At 64.3% G+C, this 16,459-nt stretch carries 17 protein-coding genes; 9 read left to right on the forward strand and 8 right to left on the reverse strand.

The window, feature by feature from the left end; genetic code table 11:
- Positions 1-73 precede the first annotated feature (73 nt).
- Positions 74-1,090 carry an amidohydrolase family protein gene (locus CQY20_RS23640; protein WP_097942513.1) on the reverse strand — a complete coding sequence of 339 codons (1,017 nt, stop codon included), beginning with the start codon at positions 1,088-1,090 and terminating at the stop codon, positions 74-76.
- A 226-nt stretch (positions 1,091-1,316) separates the two neighbouring features.
- On the opposite strand from CQY20_RS23640, the gene CQY20_RS23645 reads away from it, so the two are divergent.
- The gene (locus tag CQY20_RS23645) at positions 1,317-2,069 is read left to right on the forward strand and encodes an alpha/beta hydrolase family protein (RefSeq protein WP_097942514.1); all 753 of its coding nucleotides are present in this window, start codon (positions 1,317-1,319) and stop codon (positions 2,067-2,069) included.
- Positions 2,070-2,119: 50 nt separating this feature from the next.
- Positions 2,120-2,551, forward strand: coding sequence for a hypothetical protein (locus tag CQY20_RS23650; RefSeq protein WP_097942515.1), 432 nt, complete (start codon positions 2,120-2,122; stop codon positions 2,549-2,551).
- A gap of 24 nt (positions 2,552-2,575) precedes the next feature.
- Here the strand turns inward: CQY20_RS23650 and CQY20_RS23655 are convergent, their stop codons facing one another.
- The 4 genes from CQY20_RS23655 to CQY20_RS23670 are packed head-to-tail and all read right to left on the reverse strand — an operon-like array spanning position 2,576 to position 6,076.
- Entirely contained in the window at positions 2,576-3,970 is a 1,395-nt protein-coding gene (locus tag CQY20_RS23655) for an endonuclease V (protein WP_097942516.1), read from the reverse strand.
- Between the two features lie 8 nt (positions 3,971-3,978).
- Complete coding sequence (locus CQY20_RS23660; RefSeq protein WP_097942517.1) at positions 3,979-4,416, reverse strand: MaoC/PaaZ C-terminal domain-containing protein; 438 nt, start codon at positions 4,414-4,416, stop codon at positions 3,979-3,981.
- 14 nt (positions 4,417-4,430) lie between these two features.
- Positions 4,431-4,892, reverse strand: coding sequence for an FAS1-like dehydratase domain-containing protein (locus tag CQY20_RS23665; RefSeq protein WP_097942518.1), 462 nt, complete (start codon positions 4,890-4,892; stop codon positions 4,431-4,433).
- 2 nt (positions 4,893-4,894) lie between these two features.
- Positions 4,895-6,076, reverse strand: coding sequence for a CaiB/BaiF CoA transferase family protein (locus CQY20_RS23670; protein WP_097942519.1), 1,182 nt, complete (start codon positions 6,074-6,076; stop codon positions 4,895-4,897).
- Positions 6,077-6,269: 193 nt separating this feature from the next.
- Between CQY20_RS23670 and CQY20_RS23675 the strand changes: the two genes are divergently transcribed.
- Genes CQY20_RS23675 through CQY20_RS23705 form a run of 7 tightly spaced genes read left to right on the forward strand, consistent with a single transcriptional unit; the run spans position 6,270 to position 12,770 of the window.
- Positions 6,270-7,610: a hydroxymethylglutaryl-CoA lyase-like TIM-barrel protein gene (locus CQY20_RS23675; protein ID WP_097942520.1), complete on the forward strand. Its 1,341-nt coding sequence runs from the start codon at positions 6,270-6,272 to the stop codon at positions 7,608-7,610.
- Between the two features lie 28 nt (positions 7,611-7,638).
- Complete coding sequence (locus CQY20_RS35630) at positions 7,639-8,421, forward strand: SDR family NAD(P)-dependent oxidoreductase (RefSeq protein WP_097942521.1); 783 nt, start codon at positions 7,639-7,641, stop codon at positions 8,419-8,421.
- A 17-nt stretch (positions 8,422-8,438) separates the two neighbouring features.
- Complete coding sequence (locus tag CQY20_RS23685) at positions 8,439-9,230, forward strand: enoyl-CoA hydratase/isomerase family protein (RefSeq protein ID WP_097942522.1); 792 nt, start codon at positions 8,439-8,441, stop codon at positions 9,228-9,230.
- 3 nt (positions 9,231-9,233) lie between these two features.
- Positions 9,234-10,232, forward strand: a complete 999-nt coding sequence (locus tag CQY20_RS23690) for an amidohydrolase family protein (RefSeq protein ID WP_097942523.1) — start codon at positions 9,234-9,236, stop codon at positions 10,230-10,232.
- Between the two features lie 32 nt (positions 10,233-10,264).
- The gene (locus CQY20_RS23695; protein ID WP_163700522.1) at positions 10,265-11,419 is read left to right on the forward strand and encodes an MFS transporter; all 1,155 of its coding nucleotides are present in this window, start codon (positions 10,265-10,267) and stop codon (positions 11,417-11,419) included.
- Between the two features lie 14 nt (positions 11,420-11,433).
- Positions 11,434-11,739, forward strand: a complete 306-nt coding sequence (locus CQY20_RS23700) for a putative quinol monooxygenase (RefSeq protein WP_097942546.1) — start codon at positions 11,434-11,436, stop codon at positions 11,737-11,739.
- Entirely contained in the window at positions 11,736-12,770 is a 1,035-nt protein-coding gene (locus CQY20_RS23705) for a fumarylacetoacetate hydrolase family protein (RefSeq protein ID WP_097942525.1), read from the forward strand. The genes CQY20_RS23700 and CQY20_RS23705 overlap by 4 nt, the downstream gene beginning before the upstream one ends.
- On the opposite strand, the gene CQY20_RS23710 is transcribed toward CQY20_RS23705, so the two are convergent.
- Genes CQY20_RS23710 through CQY20_RS23720 form a run of 3 tightly spaced genes read right to left on the reverse strand, consistent with a single transcriptional unit; the run spans position 12,767 to position 16,376 of the window.
- Positions 12,767-14,110, reverse strand: coding sequence for an ABC transporter ATP-binding protein (locus CQY20_RS23710; RefSeq protein WP_097942526.1), 1,344 nt, complete (start codon positions 14,108-14,110; stop codon positions 12,767-12,769). The genes CQY20_RS23705 and CQY20_RS23710 overlap by 4 nt on opposite strands.
- Positions 14,107-15,444, reverse strand: a complete 1,338-nt coding sequence (locus tag CQY20_RS23715) for an ABC transporter ATP-binding protein (protein ID WP_097942527.1) — start codon at positions 15,442-15,444, stop codon at positions 14,107-14,109. Before CQY20_RS23715 ends, CQY20_RS23710 begins: the two co-directional genes overlap by 4 nt.
- On the reverse strand, positions 15,441-16,376 hold the full coding sequence (locus tag CQY20_RS23720) for an ABC transporter permease (protein WP_097942528.1): 936 nt from the start codon (positions 16,374-16,376) through the stop codon (positions 15,441-15,443). The genes CQY20_RS23715 and CQY20_RS23720 overlap by 4 nt, the downstream gene beginning before the upstream one ends.
- Positions 16,377-16,459 lie beyond the last annotated feature (83 nt).

A 16,459-nucleotide genomic window follows, 5' to 3' on the forward strand; every position in this document is an offset into this window, starting at 1 on the left:
CAACGACGCCACAGCGCACTCGGCGGCCTCCCACCGATCAGCCGACTGACACCAACGTCATGACTCGGTACACCTAGTCAGTCATCCCGAGCAGCTTCGCCGCGTTGCCCCCGGCGACCTTGTCGCGGACGGGTCCGGCTTCGATCGCTTCGTGCATCGCTGCCACGGGATCATCGACGCCCATGTCGAATGGGTAGTCGCTGCCGAGCATCACGTGATCCTCACCGAGAATCTCGAGGAGGAATCGCAGTGCCTTCGGACTATGGGTCAACGAGTCCGCGTACACCGAGTCCAGATACGAGTATGGATTCTTCATCGGCGGGTTCCGCGGGGCCAGACGCGCTTCGTACCCGTGCTCCCAGCGACTGATGATGTAGGGGAAGGCGCCTCCCCCGTGGGCGAAGCAGGTGTTCAGCGGACCGACGTCCTCGTAGACTCCGTCAAACATCAAAGACGCCAAGGCGCAGGCACTTTCGATCGGAAGGCCGACGAAGTTGCCCATGTCATGGCGATTGATCCGCCCTTCTCGCAACCCGAGGGGAGGTGGTGAAGGATGCAAGAAGATGAAAGCGTCCAGTTCGGCGACCGCTTCCCAGAACGGTCGTAGCTCTTTGTCACCGAGATTTCGTCCCCCGACGTGTGTGCCGATCTGCGCACCGGCGAAGCCCAAGTCGACCATCGCCCGCCGTAGCTCCTTGGCGGCCGCCTCCGGGTCTTGGAGCGGGACGTTGGCCAGAGGCCGGAACCGTCGTGCATGCGGCGACATCACTTCGGCCATCGCATCGTTCATCACTTGCGAGACCTTCAGACCTTCCTCGGCTCCCGCCAGATAATGCATCAACGGCGGCGCCACCGACGGTGCGACCACATCGAGACCGACCCGGTCCATGTGTTCGATGGCGGCTTCCACCTCGCAGAGTCGCGGCGGAAGCTCCTGCGTGAACTCCCGGAATCCGAGATCGACCTTTATTTCGGGTTCGCCTCGGTCGTCGAGTTCATATCGGCCTTTCAGCGGCACCTTGCCGTCAGCGACCGCTTTGACGAACGGTTGTGGTACGTGGTGCCAATGCACGTCGATGTTCTGCGTCATCTCACAAGGGCTCCTTCGGGTTCAGCGTCGACCCGAAGCGCCAGCTGCAAACTCTTCCGGGACGCCGACCGCACCACATGGGGCCGCCCCGAAGGCTCCTCGGCCGCTTCGTGCATCCTCAGCTTGGTTATCGAGGCGTGAACCGTCAAGTGCGCAACGGTTCGTGATCAAACTTTCCCTCCCGGTTGCGCGCGTCACCCGGGCAACTGGTGTCAACATTGCTCCCGTGGCTGAGCGCGTCAGGTTTCCCAGTACCACGGGCCCGGAGTTGGCGGGTCTGGTCGACTTACCCGAAGGCGAGCCGCGCGGCTGGGGGGTGTTCGCACACGGGTTCACCCTTGGCAAGGACTGCCCGGCGGCGAACCGCATCTGCAAGCAGCTGGCCGCCGAGGGCATCGGCATGCTGCGCTTCGACAACCTCGGGCTCGGTGACTCCGAAGGCGACTGGGGCGACGGCTCGTTTTCGCACAAGGTCGCCGACACCGTGCGCGCGGTGGAATTCATGAACGACTCCGGGCGAGAAGTGCACTTGCTCGTCGGGCACTCGTTCGGAGGCTCGGCGGTGCTGGCTGCCGCGCACGAAACACCGACGATCGCGGCGGTGGTCAGCATCGGCGCACCCTACGACCCCGGCCATGTCGAGCACGCCTATGACGCGCTGGTCGCGCGGATCGAAGAAGACGGCGAGGCGCCGTTTCTGGTCGGCGGCAAGGCGCTCACCCTCAAGCGACACTTCATCGAGGATGTCCGGAACGCCGACCTGCGCGAGCAGATCCGCACCCTGCGCAGGGCGCTGCTGGTCATGCATTCGCCCACTGACAACACCGTCGGCATCGAGCACGCCAGCGAGATCTTCCGCGCCGCCCGCCACCCCCGCAGCTTCATCTCGCTCGAGGGCGCCGATCACCTGCTCACCGGCAAGAACCAGGCCGTGCGCGCCGCTCGAATCATCAGCGCATGGGCCGACCCCTACCTGTGAATCCGCGGGGCCGTGTTTGGTGGTGACTTTGCTGGGTTACCCGAAGGGCCATGAGCGGACGACATCGGTTGCCACATTCGAAGTCGAACCTGCTGATCGGCTCGATCGCCGCCTCGGTGGGCATTTCCAGCGTGCTCGCGGCCGCCATCACCGAGCTGGTGACCGCGCAGCCCCCGGCGCCCGCTACGCCGCCGCAGGCCGTGGCTGAGCAGCCGCTCTCCGAGCAGGGCACGTTGATCGCGGTCACCGCGGACTCGCTGACCACCCGAGCGGCCGACGGTTCGGTGCGCACCTACACGATCACCCCGAACACCACCGCGATCACCGGAGACGGCGGCCAGGCCAGCGCGGCGTCCGCTCTGGCGGTCAACGATCAGGTCACCGTCGTCGGCACCAGCCGGGGCCGGGCCGCAGTGGCCACGGCCGTCGCCGAGAACACCGCGGTCGGTCCGCAGGGTCGACCGATGGACTTCGGTCTGTAAAAACAGCGTCCCCGAGACACGGGGTCAGGAGTGGATCCCGTCGTAGAGGCCGGCACCTGCGGTCCGCTCATATTCACTTCGCATTCGCCGGGACAGCTGGCGCGCACGGTGCACCGGCTCCGGCAGGCGCAACTGCTCGGTGGTGCGCACCGCGACATCGCGAGCCAACTCCGGCGTCGTAAGCCAGGCGGCATGGGCCACGATCGGGTTGCTTCGCTCGTGAGTGCGCACCTGGTAACCCACCACTTCGCCGTCGAGTTCGACCGGGCAGGCGGCGCCGCGTCTCTCAGCGGGTTCGGCGGCCACACCGAGGTCGGTCTTGTCCGTGATACCGATGGTGGCGATGTCCAGCGCACTGCCCAATTGAATTGCCAGACCCGCGCCACGAACGTGATCGCGCCCAGCTGCGTTCACGATCACCACGTCCGGCCGCATCGGGAGCGCGTGCACAACGTCTTCGAGAATCGGGCCGACCGACACCGCGAGATAGCCGGGGTGGTATGGCCGGGTGAGCCGACGGGTGCATGTAGCGGTGGCCAGAAGGGTGTGGCTCTTCATCACCACCGCGCCGGCCCACGCGATGTTGCGCGGCGCCCCAGCAGTTCTGGTCGTCGGCAGTGAAACGAACACACCACCGATCGCCGGTTCGGCTTGGCTGGGCCACTGCCACGGTGTCGCTTCCTTGACGCGGCGCGCGAGCTCGCGCTGCAATTCCTCGAGCTCCGATTCCGATGTGGGCCACATGTTGGTGCGCACAAACTGGTCCCGCGCGTCCACTCCGGTCGGGGCATGCCCAGACCACGGTCGGTTGTCGATCTGAGGCAGCGCGTTTCCGCGTCGACGCGGTATCAGATCCTCGTAGCTCGCCAGGATGTCGCGCATTTCGCGCAGCACCATGTCGACGTTACGGAGATCGGCATCGCCGAAGAGGTCGTTTCCCTTCTGCACACAAGCCGCCATCGCCCTGTCGACCATCGCAAGGCCCTGCGCGGTCAGCACCACAGGCATGTTGCGTCGATCGGATTGGTCGGCGGTGCGCTCGATAAAGCCCTTCACTTCCAGCCTGCACAGCCGGTTGGTGACTGCGGCCGGTGACAACAACAGCAGCCGGTGCAGGTCGCGCGGCAACATCCGGAATGGCGGACCGGCGCCGCGCAGCGCGGCGAGCACCAGGAATTGGCCCCAGTCAAGGCCATACGCCGACGACGCCCGCTCCATGCACTGCTGAAGGACATGCGCCAACCGGGAGATGCGCGCGGTCACCGCGATCGGCTGGACCTCGGTGCGCGCCTGTTCGGACCAGGCGCCGAGCACCGCGTCGACCGGATCGATCCCTCGCGGTTCGGCACGTACGCCGCGCGGGGGAGTGAGCGGGTAGACGTTGTCAGGTCGCGCGGGTACCCGACCCAGCTGTGTCATGCGTCCTCCTAGCTGCGCGACGGCAGCACAACCACGGCACTTCCGGGCGTGGTGATCTCGCCGCGCGGGTTTTCGATCCAAATCTGCAGCTCAAAGCGGGTTTCACCCGCTTCGACCGTCGAGCCGCGGACCACTCCGCGACAACGAAGGTCTTCCCCCGGTACGTCCAACCCCCGGTATGAGCAGCGGAACGACACAACACGGCCGTCGGGTGCGACCCAGTCATGTAGCAGCTGGCCGAGAAACGCGTACTTCAGTGCCCCGTGCACGACGAGCCCGGGAAGGCCTGCGGCGCGGGCGTATTCCGCGTCGTAGTGGATCTCGTAGAAATCCGGCGCGGCACCTGCCCACATCACCAGCTGCCGAGGAGTGCAGTTCTTCACCAGCTCCGGCAGCTCATATCCGGGCGCTATGTCCTCGGCATAGACCTGCTGGGCTCCTGTCACACCCCGTCATCTCCTCAGTAGTTGATCACTGTTGCAGTCAACGTCGCGACTAGTTCAGATTGCCTGCTGAACCGCACTTTGCGGGTGAAAATGAGCATCTGACCGAGAGATCCCTCGCGTTCTTTGACGTCGACGATCACCGGCGAGGCGACCAGCTCGTCATCGGCGAACACCATCGCGCGGTACTCGACCTCAGTGCCGCCGTTGACGCTGCGCTGCAAGTCGGGATGCAGGCCGCGGATCGGCGGGCCGGGCTCCGGTTCGCCCGGACGGAACCGCGGGACGCCGAGATAGCCGGGCGGCGCAGGCAGCCCCGGATATCCGCGGGCGCGCGCGACGGACTCGTCGTAGAACACCGGGTCGACGTATCCGACGGCGCGTGCCCACGCCCGGATCCCGGTCCTTTCCACCTCGTACACCACAGCAGGCCACGACCTGCCGACGAGAGCTTTGATCTCGTCGGTGAGCAGTGACATAGTCACCCGAACGCACCCGCCGCAGTCAGTGCGTCGATCTTTTCGCGCGGATAGCCGAGCAGGCCGGTCAGTACGTCCTCTGTGTCGCCGCCCAAGCTCGGCGGCGCGGCCGCTTCGGTTTCCTCACCGCCGATAACTTTGATCGCGTTACCGACCACACGCACCTCTCGGCCGGCCTTTGCGAACGTCTTGACCATCCGCCGAACCTCAATGTGCTTGTCCGAGAACACCTCTGGCATCCGATTCACGGGGGCGGCAGGGACGCCACCGTCCTGAAGCAGCTCTAACCACTGCTCGGAGGGCCGTGACTCGAAGATGGCTTCCAGCATCGGCACCAACACATCGCGGTTCGCCTGCCGCGATTTGGCGTCGGCGAATTCGGGCCTGGTGGTGAGCTCATCGACCTTGAGCACCGCGCACAGCTTCTGCCAGAAATGTTCCTCACGGGGGGCGACCACAATGTAATGGCCGTCGCTGCAACGAAACGCCTGCCACGGCGTGATGAACGGGTGTGCCGAACCCTGTGGTCTTTGGTCGATGCCGGTGTTGAGGTACAAGGTGCCGACATGGGCCAGCATCTCGACCATGACGTCGAACATTGCGATGTCGATGTGGGCGCCTTTCCCGGTCTCCCGCCGAGACTCCACCGCGGCCAGCAAGGCGACCGCTGAGAACACGCCCGCGAGCAGATCGGCGATCGGAATGCCCATGATCACAGGCGGCCGGTTCGGCTCACCCATGATCGACATGTGGCCCGTCATCGCCTGCAGGATCAGGTCATACGCCGGCAGAACGCGGTAGGGACTGTCCGTGCCGAAGCCCGACACCGACACTAGGACAATGCCCGGATTGACCGCACGCAGCCTGTCGTAATCGATGCCGAGACGCTCGAGCACGTCCGGCCGGAAGTTTTCCACTACCGCGTCCGCCGTGCACACCAGGTCGAGCAGAACCGCTCGTCCCTCATCGGTGCGCAGGTCCAGCGCAACACTTTTCTTGTTTCGGTTATTCGTCAGATGGATCGCGCTCTCCTCGCCGATCCCGTAGATGCCGGACCGCCTGCCCGCGTCCCCAGCCGGAGGTTCGACCTTGATCACTTCGGCACCCAGATCGGCGAGGATCATGTCGCCGAAGGTCCCAGCTATGACCTGACCCAACTCGATCACGCGCAAGTGCGTTAGCACGAGACTCTCCCGCCAAGCCGCGTCATGGCCACATGTTGCTCCGAAGTGTTCTCGGCGAGCAACATCCGCATCCGATGTTTCGACGTCGAATCAAAATGGCTGAACGTTGAGCGTCTCGATCACTGGTCATAGCATCCGGTTGCGTCAAGCAAGCCTGCTGGCGTGTGAATTCTCTTCTCCGGGAGGATTTTTGATGTCCATTGAACTGAGGGAGTGGCTACCTCAACCCGTGGTCGCGACCGCGCCGCCGGAGGGATCGGCTACCAAGAGCAGCGGCCACGTGCCGGACGGTGGAGTCGGCACGCCGGGCTTCCGCGAGGGGATGTGGGCTGTCAGCCCGTACTGCTTCGATGAGGGAATCCGCTCCGACATGCACCTCCCGGAGACCGTCCAACTCATGGACATGACGTTGCGGGAAGGCAGGCAGGTCGCCGGTGTGTCAGTAGGCATTGACGAGGTGCTCGAATTCGCCCGCCGGATCGACGAAATCGGAGTGCACATCGTCGAGATGCACCACGATTTCATCGACGAGATCAAACGCACGAAGGCGATGGGCGTCAAGTTCCGCATTCAGGCGCTGGTGCATCCGACGGCTGCGCTCAACCCCAAGGCCTGCCGCGAGGAGATCGACCTGTGTCTCGAGGCAGGCGCAGACATCATCTGCCCGGCCTTCGCGATTTCGGACTACAACTACAAGCTCGTCGAGTCGATGGGCGGTCTGACGATCACGCGTGAGGAAGCCCTCGACCGCGCCTGCGAGGCCATCGCATACGGCAAAGAGCAAGGCGCGTATATGAATCCCAACCTGATGGACTTCTCGCGACTCGATCTGGAGCGCTTGAAGACCATCGTGTCGCGGCTGAAGGAAGCCGGCATCGACGGGCTGCGCATCGACGACATCTGCGGCGCATGCATTCCCGCCGTGTATAAGCACCACGCGTGGGTCGTCAAGCAGATCCTCGGACCCAAGATTCCATTGGCGATCCACAGCCACAACGACTTCGAGCTCGGTACCGCGGGACAACTTGCGGCGCTCGAGGGCGGGGCAGAGGTGCTCGAGGGCTGCATCAACGGACTCGGGGAACGGGCCGGAGTGCCCAACCTCGCGGTTCTGGCCCCCATCCTGGAGATGATGTACGGCTACGACACCGGCATGAGACTTGAACTCATTCAGGACCTTTGCGAATGGGTGGCCGACGTGTGGAACCAGCCGATTCCCGAACATCAAGCCGGCTGCGGGCATACCGCGTTCTCCCACGCCGCCGAGGTGCACTACGCGCTGCCCGAGGGCGACGAATGGTCCTTCAACGCGTGGTCGCCCCGAGTCATCGGAAACCAGGCCTACGTGCCGCTGTGCCACTACTCCGGCGTCGAGGCCATCAAGCGTTGCGTGGTCGAACACGGTTGGGACCCGATCGACAACGAAGTCGCACAACGGGTTCTCGAGCGGGTTCGGATCGAGGTTCGCCACCGCAGGCGCGAGCCGAGCGATCGGGTGCTGGCCCAGATCGTCGAGGAAGAACAGCGGCGCTGAGCCGTCCATCACAAGTTAGGAGCAACACATGAGGCAACTGGACGGCAAGAACGTCTTCCTGACCGGCGCCAGCAGGGGCATGGGCCGCGAGATCGCACGCGGGCTGGCGAAAGAGGGGGCATCGATCGCACTTGTGGCACGCACCGAATCGAACTTGAAGGAGCTGGCCGAAGAACTTGCGGGGCTCGGCGGCCGTGCGATCGCCATCCCCACCGACGTCAAGGACAAAGAACAAATCAAGGAGGCCGTGCGCCGCGCCCGCGACGAGTTCGGCGAAATCCACATCCTGATCAACAGCGCTGGGGTGCTGGACAACGAACCCATCGCCAACCACAACGACGAGGTGTGGGAACACCACTACAGCGTCAACGTGAATTCGTATTTCTACACGATTCGGGAGATCATCCCCGAGATGCTCGACCGCAGGTGGGGCCGCATCATCAACGTCGCATCGACATCGAGCAAGGTACCGATCGGACCGAACCGTGCCGCATACGTCTCGTCGAAGCACGCGGTGCTCGGCCTGACGAAAGAGGTCGCGTTCGAAGCCGCGCCGTTCGGCGTCACCGTCAACGCCATCTGTCCGGGTTTCGTCCTGACCGACATGGTCGAGGACAGCATGCGGAAGTTCGCCCGCGACTCGGGGAAGTCACCCGAGGAGACACGGGCGATGTGGATCGCGAAGATCCCGATGGGGCGGTTCATCGACCCGACCGAAGTTGTTCCGCTCGCGCTGTTCTTGGTGTCCGACGGCGCAGGCGCCATCACAATGCAGGCCATCAACGTCGATGGTGGTTTCTGCCCGAACTGACCTCGAAAGGACCTGCGATGAGGCTCAGCAATATTGGCGACGTATCGCTGGTCGAGACCATCTATGAGAAACGGAACAAAATCGCCTACATCACGCTGAACCGCGAAAAGGCCGCCAACGCATTCAATGTGCAGATGTGCGACGAGATGGCGGCGATATGGACGGATTTCAATACCGACGATGATTCGTGGGTGGCAATTGTCACCGGTGCCGGCGAGAGGTACTTCTGCTCCGGTGTGGACGTAAAGGAGTCGCGAACCCGGCCGATGGGTCACATCTGGTTGCCCGTCGCCCGAATCATGGAGCAGGTATACAAGCCGATCATCACCGCCGTCAACGGCATCTGCTGCGGCGGCGGGCTGCACTTCTTGTCCGACACCGACATCATCATTGGGTCGACCAACGCAGTGTTCTTCGACTCGCACGTGAATGTGGGGCTGGTGTCAGGTTGGGAGCCGATCGGGTTGAGCCGACGCATCCCGTTGAATTACGTACTGCGGATGACGTTGCAGGGCAAGAACTATAAGATCGACGCCGACGAGGCACTGCGGATAGGGCTGGTCACCGAGATAGTCGATCCCGGTCAGTTGCTGGCTAAGGCGGAAGAGATCGCACACGATATTCTGCAGAACGCTCCGCTTGCCACGAGATGGTCCAAACGCGCGATTATGGAGGGCCTCAATCACGGCATGCGCGACGCCCTCGAGCTGTCGGCCTACATGCTCAAGGAGGTCTGGGACACCGAAGACCGGGCTGAGGGCGCGCGGGCATTCGAAGAACGTCGGAAGCCGGTTTGGACAGGCAGATAGTCGATGCAGAAGGTCATCGACGTCCACTGGCATCACGTCCCGAAAGCGTTTGCGGATGCCGTCGTATCCGGTCAGGTGCCTGTGGCGGGCCGAGTGGACACCAACGATGACGGTGTGCCCACCGTGTGGCTGGACAATGGCTTCAGACAGACACTGCCCGATTCCCTGACTGATCCGACGACGATCCTCGCGGACATGGATGCCGCGGGTGTGGACGTCGTCGCCGCCTCCATCGCCCCGCCGATGTCGCACCTCGACGTAGACCCTGCGCTGGGGTTGACCGTAAGCCGCGCGATCAACGACGCCTACGCTGAACTCGCCGATGGCTTCGGCGGTCGCGTGTTGCCGCTGGGAAATGTGCCCTTGCAGGACGTGAAGCTTGCGATCGGCGAATTGCGCCGCATCACAGACGATTACGGGTTCATAGGCATTCAGGTCGGCAGCAACATCGATGGAATGAACCTCGGTGACCAGTCGCTCTTCCCGTTCTGGGAGGAGGTCCGCGAGCGTGACCTCTTCGTGTTCTCACACGGCATCAACCCGTTGGGAAGAGAACGGCTGAAGGACAATCAGCTGCACAACTTTGTCGGTCTGCCCATCGATACAGCGGTGTCCGTCGCTTCGATGGTGTTCAACGGGGTGTACGACCGACTTCCCGGGCTCAAGATCTGCTATTCGCATGGTGGTGGTGCCTTCCCGTGTCTGCTCGGCCGGTGGGACCACGGATTCCGGCACCGACTGTCGGTGCAGACGCAGACAACGATCACGATGCCCACGGATTACCTCCGCGATATCTACGTCGACTCGCTCACGCACGACGCCGCCTCGCTGCGCTTCCTGGTGGAACGGCTCGGCGTCGGCCAGGTGCTGCTCGGCAGCGATCACCCGTTCGACATGGGAGAAAGGGATCCGGTGGGCAAACTCAAGGAAGCCATCGGCGACCCGGAGGCGGTGTCCGCCATCGCCGGTGTCACCGCGGCCCGACTGCTCGGTGTGTCCTGACGGCCGGCAAGAAATGGGTACGCGCCGGCTTGGTGGCACTGGCGGTCGACGCGGTCGGGGTGCTCCCGATCTTCCTGACCGGTGCGCTGGCCGTTCAACTCCGCGCCGACTTCGGCCTGTCACTGGATTCAGTAGGACTGGTGTTCGCGTCCTATTTCGGTGCGGCCGCGCTGCTTTCAATCCCGTTTCGCCACGCGTCGGAACGGGTCGGGTTGCAAGCGAGCCTGAGGATCGGCCTGGTGATCTATGCGGCGGCGTTGCTCGGAATGGGGGGGTTGGCGTCCTCGACGTTGGAGATGTGTCTGCTGGCCGGCGCGGCGGGCGTCGGTACAGCGGTCACCCGCACTGCGTCGAGCGTGCTGGTCGCGTGGCACTACGAACCGACCAGGCAGGGGCTTGCATTCGGTATCAAGCACAGCTCGATCCCGGTCGCCTATGTTGTCGCCGGGATTTCGGTGCCCGCCGTCGCACTCACCATTGGCTGGCGCTGGGTGTATGCGATTTCAGCGGTGCTGGCATTGACGGTGGTCGCGATGGTGCCGCGGTCGCGGGGTCGGCTGGCGCATGGCGCGAAACCAGGTGCGCCGGATCTATCGCGATGGCAGTTGGCCGTCGCGGCAATGAGTTTCGGTCTCGGGGCGGCGGCGGCGGGCTCTCTGGGCGCCTACAGTGTGAGTACCGCTGTCTCGGCCGGATTGAGCCAGGGCGCGGCGGGTGTTCTCGTCGCGGCGGGCAGTATCGTCGGCCTGGCCAGTCGCATCGGCGTCGGATACTGGGCGGACCGCAGGGCGGGCAACCAACTGGACCTGGTCGCCGGCATGATGGCGGCGGGGACTGCTGGGTTTCTGCTGCTGGCTGTGCCGCATCACATAGTGGTGTCCATCGCGGTACCGATCGCTTTCGCCACCGGCTGGGCATGGCTGGGGGCCTACAACTTGGCGATGACACGGTTGAATCCCGATGCACCCGGCGCGGTCATGGGAGTGGTGCAGACGGGCGCATTCGTCGGCTCGATCGCCGGTCCGGTCATTTTGGGCATCCTTGCCGAGAGGCATTCACACGGGGCAGCCTGGATCGGCGCGGCGATAGCGTCGCTCCTGGCCACCGTCGTCATCATCGCCCTGCGTCGACGGCTCGCCTCGGTGCCTGTCGCCGACGCAGAAAGCATTGACACAGACCGTTCGTGAGGAAGGAACAGACGATGCGAACATTACTTGCCCGCTACCACGTGCAGCCGGGACACAGTGACGCGGTCGAGGCGACACTGCAGAAGATGGCCGCCGCCGTTGCCCGGGACGAACCGGGCTGCCTGCTGTATCGTGCCGCGCGGTCGGCGGACAATCCCGACGTGTTCGTGCTGTACGAGGAGTACGCCGACGAGGCTGCGTTGTTGGCGCACCGGGAGACGCCGCACTTTCGCGATCTGATCGAGGGCACGGTGGTGCCCATGCTGACCTCGCGGGAGCGCGAGCTGCTCGTTCCTGTGACACGGGGCGGTGCATCATGAAGCTCGGCCGGGTGATCAGAGAAACGCCCGACGGTGCCGAGATCCGGCTGGTCGCCATCGACATCGATGCCGACCTGGCAACTGATTTGCGGGCGGCTGAAGGTCGCAGGCTGCGACGGGCCGGAGCGACAACCGAAGCAGCGAAGGCCATCTCGGGCGTGTACTTCCCATCGAGCCTGACTGCGGCGCTGGGAGCGGGCCAAGAGTTCCTCCGTCGAGTAGAGCAGGCGATCGACGAGCCCGATGAAAAGGCCGTGTTACCGCTGGGCGGCCTGAAGTGGGCACCGGCGATCGACCCGCCGGCGATGCTGGACTTCGCTGCGTTCGAGCAGCATCTGGTGAACGCACATGCGCGGGGCAAAAAGGAGCTGGGTGACGTCTTCTACGAACGGCCCGTGTACTACAAGATGGATCCGAATACGGTCATCGGTCACGACGACGTGGTCCCCTGGGCGAGCGAAAGCTCCTATATGGACTATGAATTGGAACTCGGCCTCGTCGTCGGCACGGAAGGCTCGGACCTGGAGCCGGCAACGGCCCAGGAGCACCTTCTCGGCGTGACGGTGCTGAATGACTTCACCGCCCGCGATGTGCAGGCACGCGAAATGCCATCCGGATTCGGTCCCGCCAAGGGCAAGGACTTCGCGACCGCGCTGGGTCCGTGGGTGACCACTCTCGACGAGCTTGACATCAACGACCTGACGATGGTCGCGAGGGTCAACGGCGAGGAGTGGTCGAGGGGCTCGACGTCCACGTTGACCTGGAGCATCGGCGAGCTGCTGGCTTATGCATCGCGTAGCGGCAAGCTGGTGCCCGGCGAAGTGATCGGCACGGGCACGGTGGGTCTCGGTTGCGGGCTGGAGCTCTACAAGAGCCTGCAGCCGGGCGATGTGGTCGAGCTGGAGATCGAGGGAATCGGGTTGCTGCGCAATACTATCGGCAAACAGACCGGGTCGTTCTGGCAGCCGTCACCAAAGCAGAGAACGGCGTCGCCGACACTTCCTCCTCGGCCCACCCGCAGTCGAACCTAGTCCTTGTGCCCGCCGTTGTAGAGGATGCAGGCGGTCTGATGCTCGGTGCCGACACCGCTGACCGACATGTCGTCGACCGGCGTGTATCGCAGATGCACCGATGTTGCGCGCACCTCCAACAGTTCGCACGCTCGCCGCATCGGCTCGGGTGTCGCATCGCTTCCCAACTCGGCCGCAACGGCCTCGGCCTCCTCGGCGGTGTCGAATGCGAGGTCCCCGTCGAATGGGGTGTGCTTGTTGGCCGCCTTGAGATTGTCGAGGAGATGTCCCCTCGTCTCGAGGATCCGCAGTGCGTCGCTGACGCCCCATCCGCACCGCTCGATCACCACGGGACACCGCGTGTGGAAGCGGCACCCCTGCGGCGGGTCGGACGGGTCAGGCACCGAGCCGGGTAGTCGGATCGTCTCGTCGGTCACCTCGAGCGCGGGATTGGCCGCCAGAAGGGCTTGCGTGTAGGGATGGCGTGGCGCTTCGAAAATCTCGTCGGAACGCCCGATTTCACTGATCCGGCCCAGGTACATCACGATGATGCGATCGCTCATGTGTTGGACGACACCGAGATCGTGGCTGATGAACAGATACGTCAACCGGTACTGCTGCTGAAGCTCGTGGAGCAGGTTCAGAATCTGGGCCTGCACCGAGACGTCCAGCGCGCTCGTCGGCTCATCCAGGACGATGAATTCAGGGTCGAGGGCCAACGCCCGAGCGATCGAGATACGTTGCCGCTGCCCGCCGGAGAATTGATGCGGGTACCGATAGAGGTGCTGACGGCCCAGTCCCACGTTCTCGAGCAGTTCCACCACCCGCTCGATGAGCGCGGTGCCGGAGGCCTCCTTGTGAATGCGCAGGGGACGGCCGACGATGTCGATCACCAGCTGACGTGGGTTCAGCGACGAGAACGCATCTTGGAAGACCACCTGGCAGTTGCGCCGGTAAGTGCGCCAAGCTGCGTGGGGCATCATGTCGATGCGGTGCCGGTGGTCGATGGCCGCGATCTCGCCTTCGTTGCGCTTGTCGAAGGGCAGTCCGAGTTGCGCGTCGAGGCGATCCACCGAGTCGTGGTCCATGCCGAAGTAGACACCGCCCGAGGTGGGACTCATCAGCCCGGCGATGCAGCGGCCCAGAGTTGTTTTACCGCAACCGCTCTCACCGACGAGGCCGACGGTCTCGCCGCGGTGGATGTCGAAGCTGACACCGTCGACGGCCTTGACGTGCCCGGTGACGCGCTGCAGCACACCTTCCCGGATGGGGAAGTATTTGGTGAGGTCGCGAACGTTGACGAGGTGGTCCGGCCCGGTCGTCGCGCGGAGGGTGGCGTCGGGTTCCAGCGTCGCACTCATTGCAGAGCTTCCCGCTTGGGCATCTCGTCGGTTTCGACACCGAGTTCATCGACGTCGTCGTAGAGGAAACACGCCGACATCCGGCCGGGGGCGTGTATCCGTAGCTGCGGGTCGGTGTGTCGACACACAGACGCGGTATGCGGACACCGGCTGGCAAACCGGCAACCCGGATGTGGGTCGACCAGTTCGGGCACGGTGCCCTCGATGGCCACCAGGTGGCCGCGGGCGTGTTTCGGCGAGGGGACCGCGCCCACCAGCCCACGCGTGTAGGGATGGGCGGGTTGTTCGAAAACCTCGTCGGCAGGACCTATCTCGGCGATGCGTCCGCCGTACATGACCGCAACCCTGTTGCTGATCCGGCGGACCAGAGATAGATCGTGGCTGATGTACAGGATCGCCGTGCGCGTCCGCTCCTGTAGTTCGGCGAGGAGGTCGAGGATACGTGCCTGAATAGTCACGTCCAGCGCGGTGGTGGGTTCGTCGGCGATCAGCAACTCGGGCCCGGCGGCCAGACCCTGTGCGATCATCACCCGCTGTTTCATACCGCCCGACAGCTCGTGCGGGTACCGCTGCATGATCTTGCGCGGGTTGGGGATACGCGTGTCGGCAAGCGCCGCGGCTATCCGCTCGTCGAGGACGGCCTGCAGGCGCTTGTGCGGTTTGTGCAATGGGGGGAACAGCAAGGCCGTCTTCTCGGCCAGGGTCGATCGGCGGTGACCGTCGCGACGCAGCAGGATGTTCGCATGCACGGGGTCCAGTCCGGCTTCGGCTAGCAACCTGCCTGATTGGTGTTCGGCGAGCACCTCAGCCACCTGGTCGCGGATCGTCAGCGCCGGGTTCAACGCCTTGCCCGGATCCTGGAAGATCATCGAGATGTGGTTGCCGCGGATCGCGCGGATCCGTCTGATCGGTGCGGTCATGAGGTCGACCGTCTGTTGCCCGCTGTGATCGCACTTGTCGCAGCCGACGCCCGAACATGACCGGCACGGCGCTGTGACACGGCCCGTCCGCTGGCAACTGTCGCAGCCGGCGCCGTTGCAGACGGTGCAGGTGACCTTCGGATGAAAAATCGCGTGGCCTGCTGCGAAGATGCCCGGCGGTCTCGGTACCAGTTGCAGCAGCGACCTGGCAGTGACGCTCTTCCCGGATCCGGTTTCGCCGACAAGGCCTAGCGTCTCGCCTTCGTGAATGTCGAAGTCGACGCCGTCGACCGCATGCACGACGCCGCGCTTGGTGTCGAAGTGGACGCACAGGTTTCGCACCGAGAGCAGCGGCGTTTCGCCGGGGTGCTGCGGCATCGTGAGGCCGGGCGCGGCGCTGTGGGAGACGTTCACCGACCCTCACTTCGCGGATCGAGGACATCGCGCAGACCGTCACCGAACAGGTTGAAGCCCAGGGACCACAGAAACACCATCAGCCCGGCGAAGGTGGCAACCCACCAACGGCCGGAGACGACGCCGGACTGCCCTTCGCTGACCAGGTTTCCCCATTCAGCCAGGCCCGCCTCCGCCAGTCCCAGAAAGCTCAGTGTCGCAGCGAAGATCACCACGGCGCCCATCTGCAGAGTCGCCGCCACGACCACCGGCGTTATCGAGTTCGGCAGGATGTCTTTCACATAGATGCGCAGGCGTGAGTCGCCGATAACCCTCGCGGCGTCGACATATTCGTTCTGTTTGGTGTGAATGATCTGCGCGCGAATTATTCGTGCGTATCGGCACCAACCGAGCACGGTGATCGCGATGATGATGTTCGTGAACGACGGTCCGAGCAGCGCGGCGATCGCCAGGGCCAGGATGAGCTCGGGCACCGCGAGAAAAACATCGACGACCCTCATCAGCACCTCATCGACCTTGCCGCCCAGGAATCCGGCGACGCTGCCGATGATGACACCGATCACGACAGTCAGGGCAACGACGATGAAGGCTAGCTTGAGCGAAGTCCTTGCACCCCAGACGATTCCGTAAAGCACGTCGCCACCTTCGCCCGTTGTGCCGAGTGGGTGTCCCGGGGTTCCCGGCGGGGCGTTGATCTGCGTCCAGTCTCGCGGCATCTGGTAGGGGTCGGGAAAGTTCGGCTCCATGATCAGCGGGGCACAGATCGCCATGGTCACCAAGGCGAGGATCAACACCAACCCGATGACCGTCGTCGGGCTGCGCAGCGCGACGGCGGCGAGCTCGCGGAATCTCCGCGCGCGCGACCGCAACCCCTCCCACCGGCCGACCGGAGCGGCGAATGGCCGCTCCGCACGGTGCGCAAGGTCCGTCATCAAGTCAGCCTCCTAGGTGTACTGGGACAGGACGTTGGTAGCAGGCGTGTTGGCTTGATGTGAGGAGAACCTCCGGGTGGGGT

The sequence above is a fragment of the Mycolicibacterium agri genome, assembly GCF_002553505.1.
Taxonomy (GTDB): Bacteria; Actinomycetota; Actinomycetes; order Mycobacteriales; family Mycobacteriaceae; genus Mycobacterium; species Mycobacterium agri.

Coding starts and splice junctions, on each gene's coding strand:
- CQY20_RS23640 (WP_097942513.1), bottom strand. CDS start 1,090: ATGACGCAGAACATCGACGTGCATTGGCACCACGTACCACAACCGTTC.
- CQY20_RS23650 (WP_097942515.1), top strand. CDS start 2,120: ATGAGCGGACGACATCGGTTGCCACATTCGAAGTCGAACCTGCTGATC.
- CQY20_RS23655 (WP_097942516.1), bottom strand. CDS start 3,970: ATGACACAGCTGGGTCGGGTACCCGCGCGACCTGACAACGTCTACCCG.
- CQY20_RS23665 (WP_097942518.1), bottom strand. CDS start 4,892: ATGTCACTGCTCACCGACGAGATCAAAGCTCTCGTCGGCAGGTCGTGG.
- CQY20_RS23675 (WP_097942520.1), top strand. CDS start 6,270: ATGTCCATTGAACTGAGGGAGTGGCTACCTCAACCCGTGGTCGCGACC.
- CQY20_RS35630 (WP_097942521.1), top strand. CDS start 7,639: ATGAGGCAACTGGACGGCAAGAACGTCTTCCTGACCGGCGCCAGCAGG.
- CQY20_RS23685 (WP_097942522.1), top strand. CDS start 8,439: ATGAGGCTCAGCAATATTGGCGACGTATCGCTGGTCGAGACCATCTAT.
- CQY20_RS23690 (WP_097942523.1), top strand. CDS start 9,234: ATGCAGAAGGTCATCGACGTCCACTGGCATCACGTCCCGAAAGCGTTT.
- CQY20_RS23700 (WP_097942546.1), top strand. CDS start 11,434: ATGCGAACATTACTTGCCCGCTACCACGTGCAGCCGGGACACAGTGAC.
- CQY20_RS23705 (WP_097942525.1), top strand. CDS start 11,736: ATGAAGCTCGGCCGGGTGATCAGAGAAACGCCCGACGGTGCCGAGATC.
- CQY20_RS23710 (WP_097942526.1), bottom strand. CDS start 14,110: ATGAGTGCGACGCTGGAACCCGACGCCACCCTCCGCGCGACGACCGGG.
- CQY20_RS23720 (WP_097942528.1), bottom strand. CDS start 16,376: ATGACGGACCTTGCGCACCGTGCGGAGCGGCCATTCGCCGCTCCGGTC.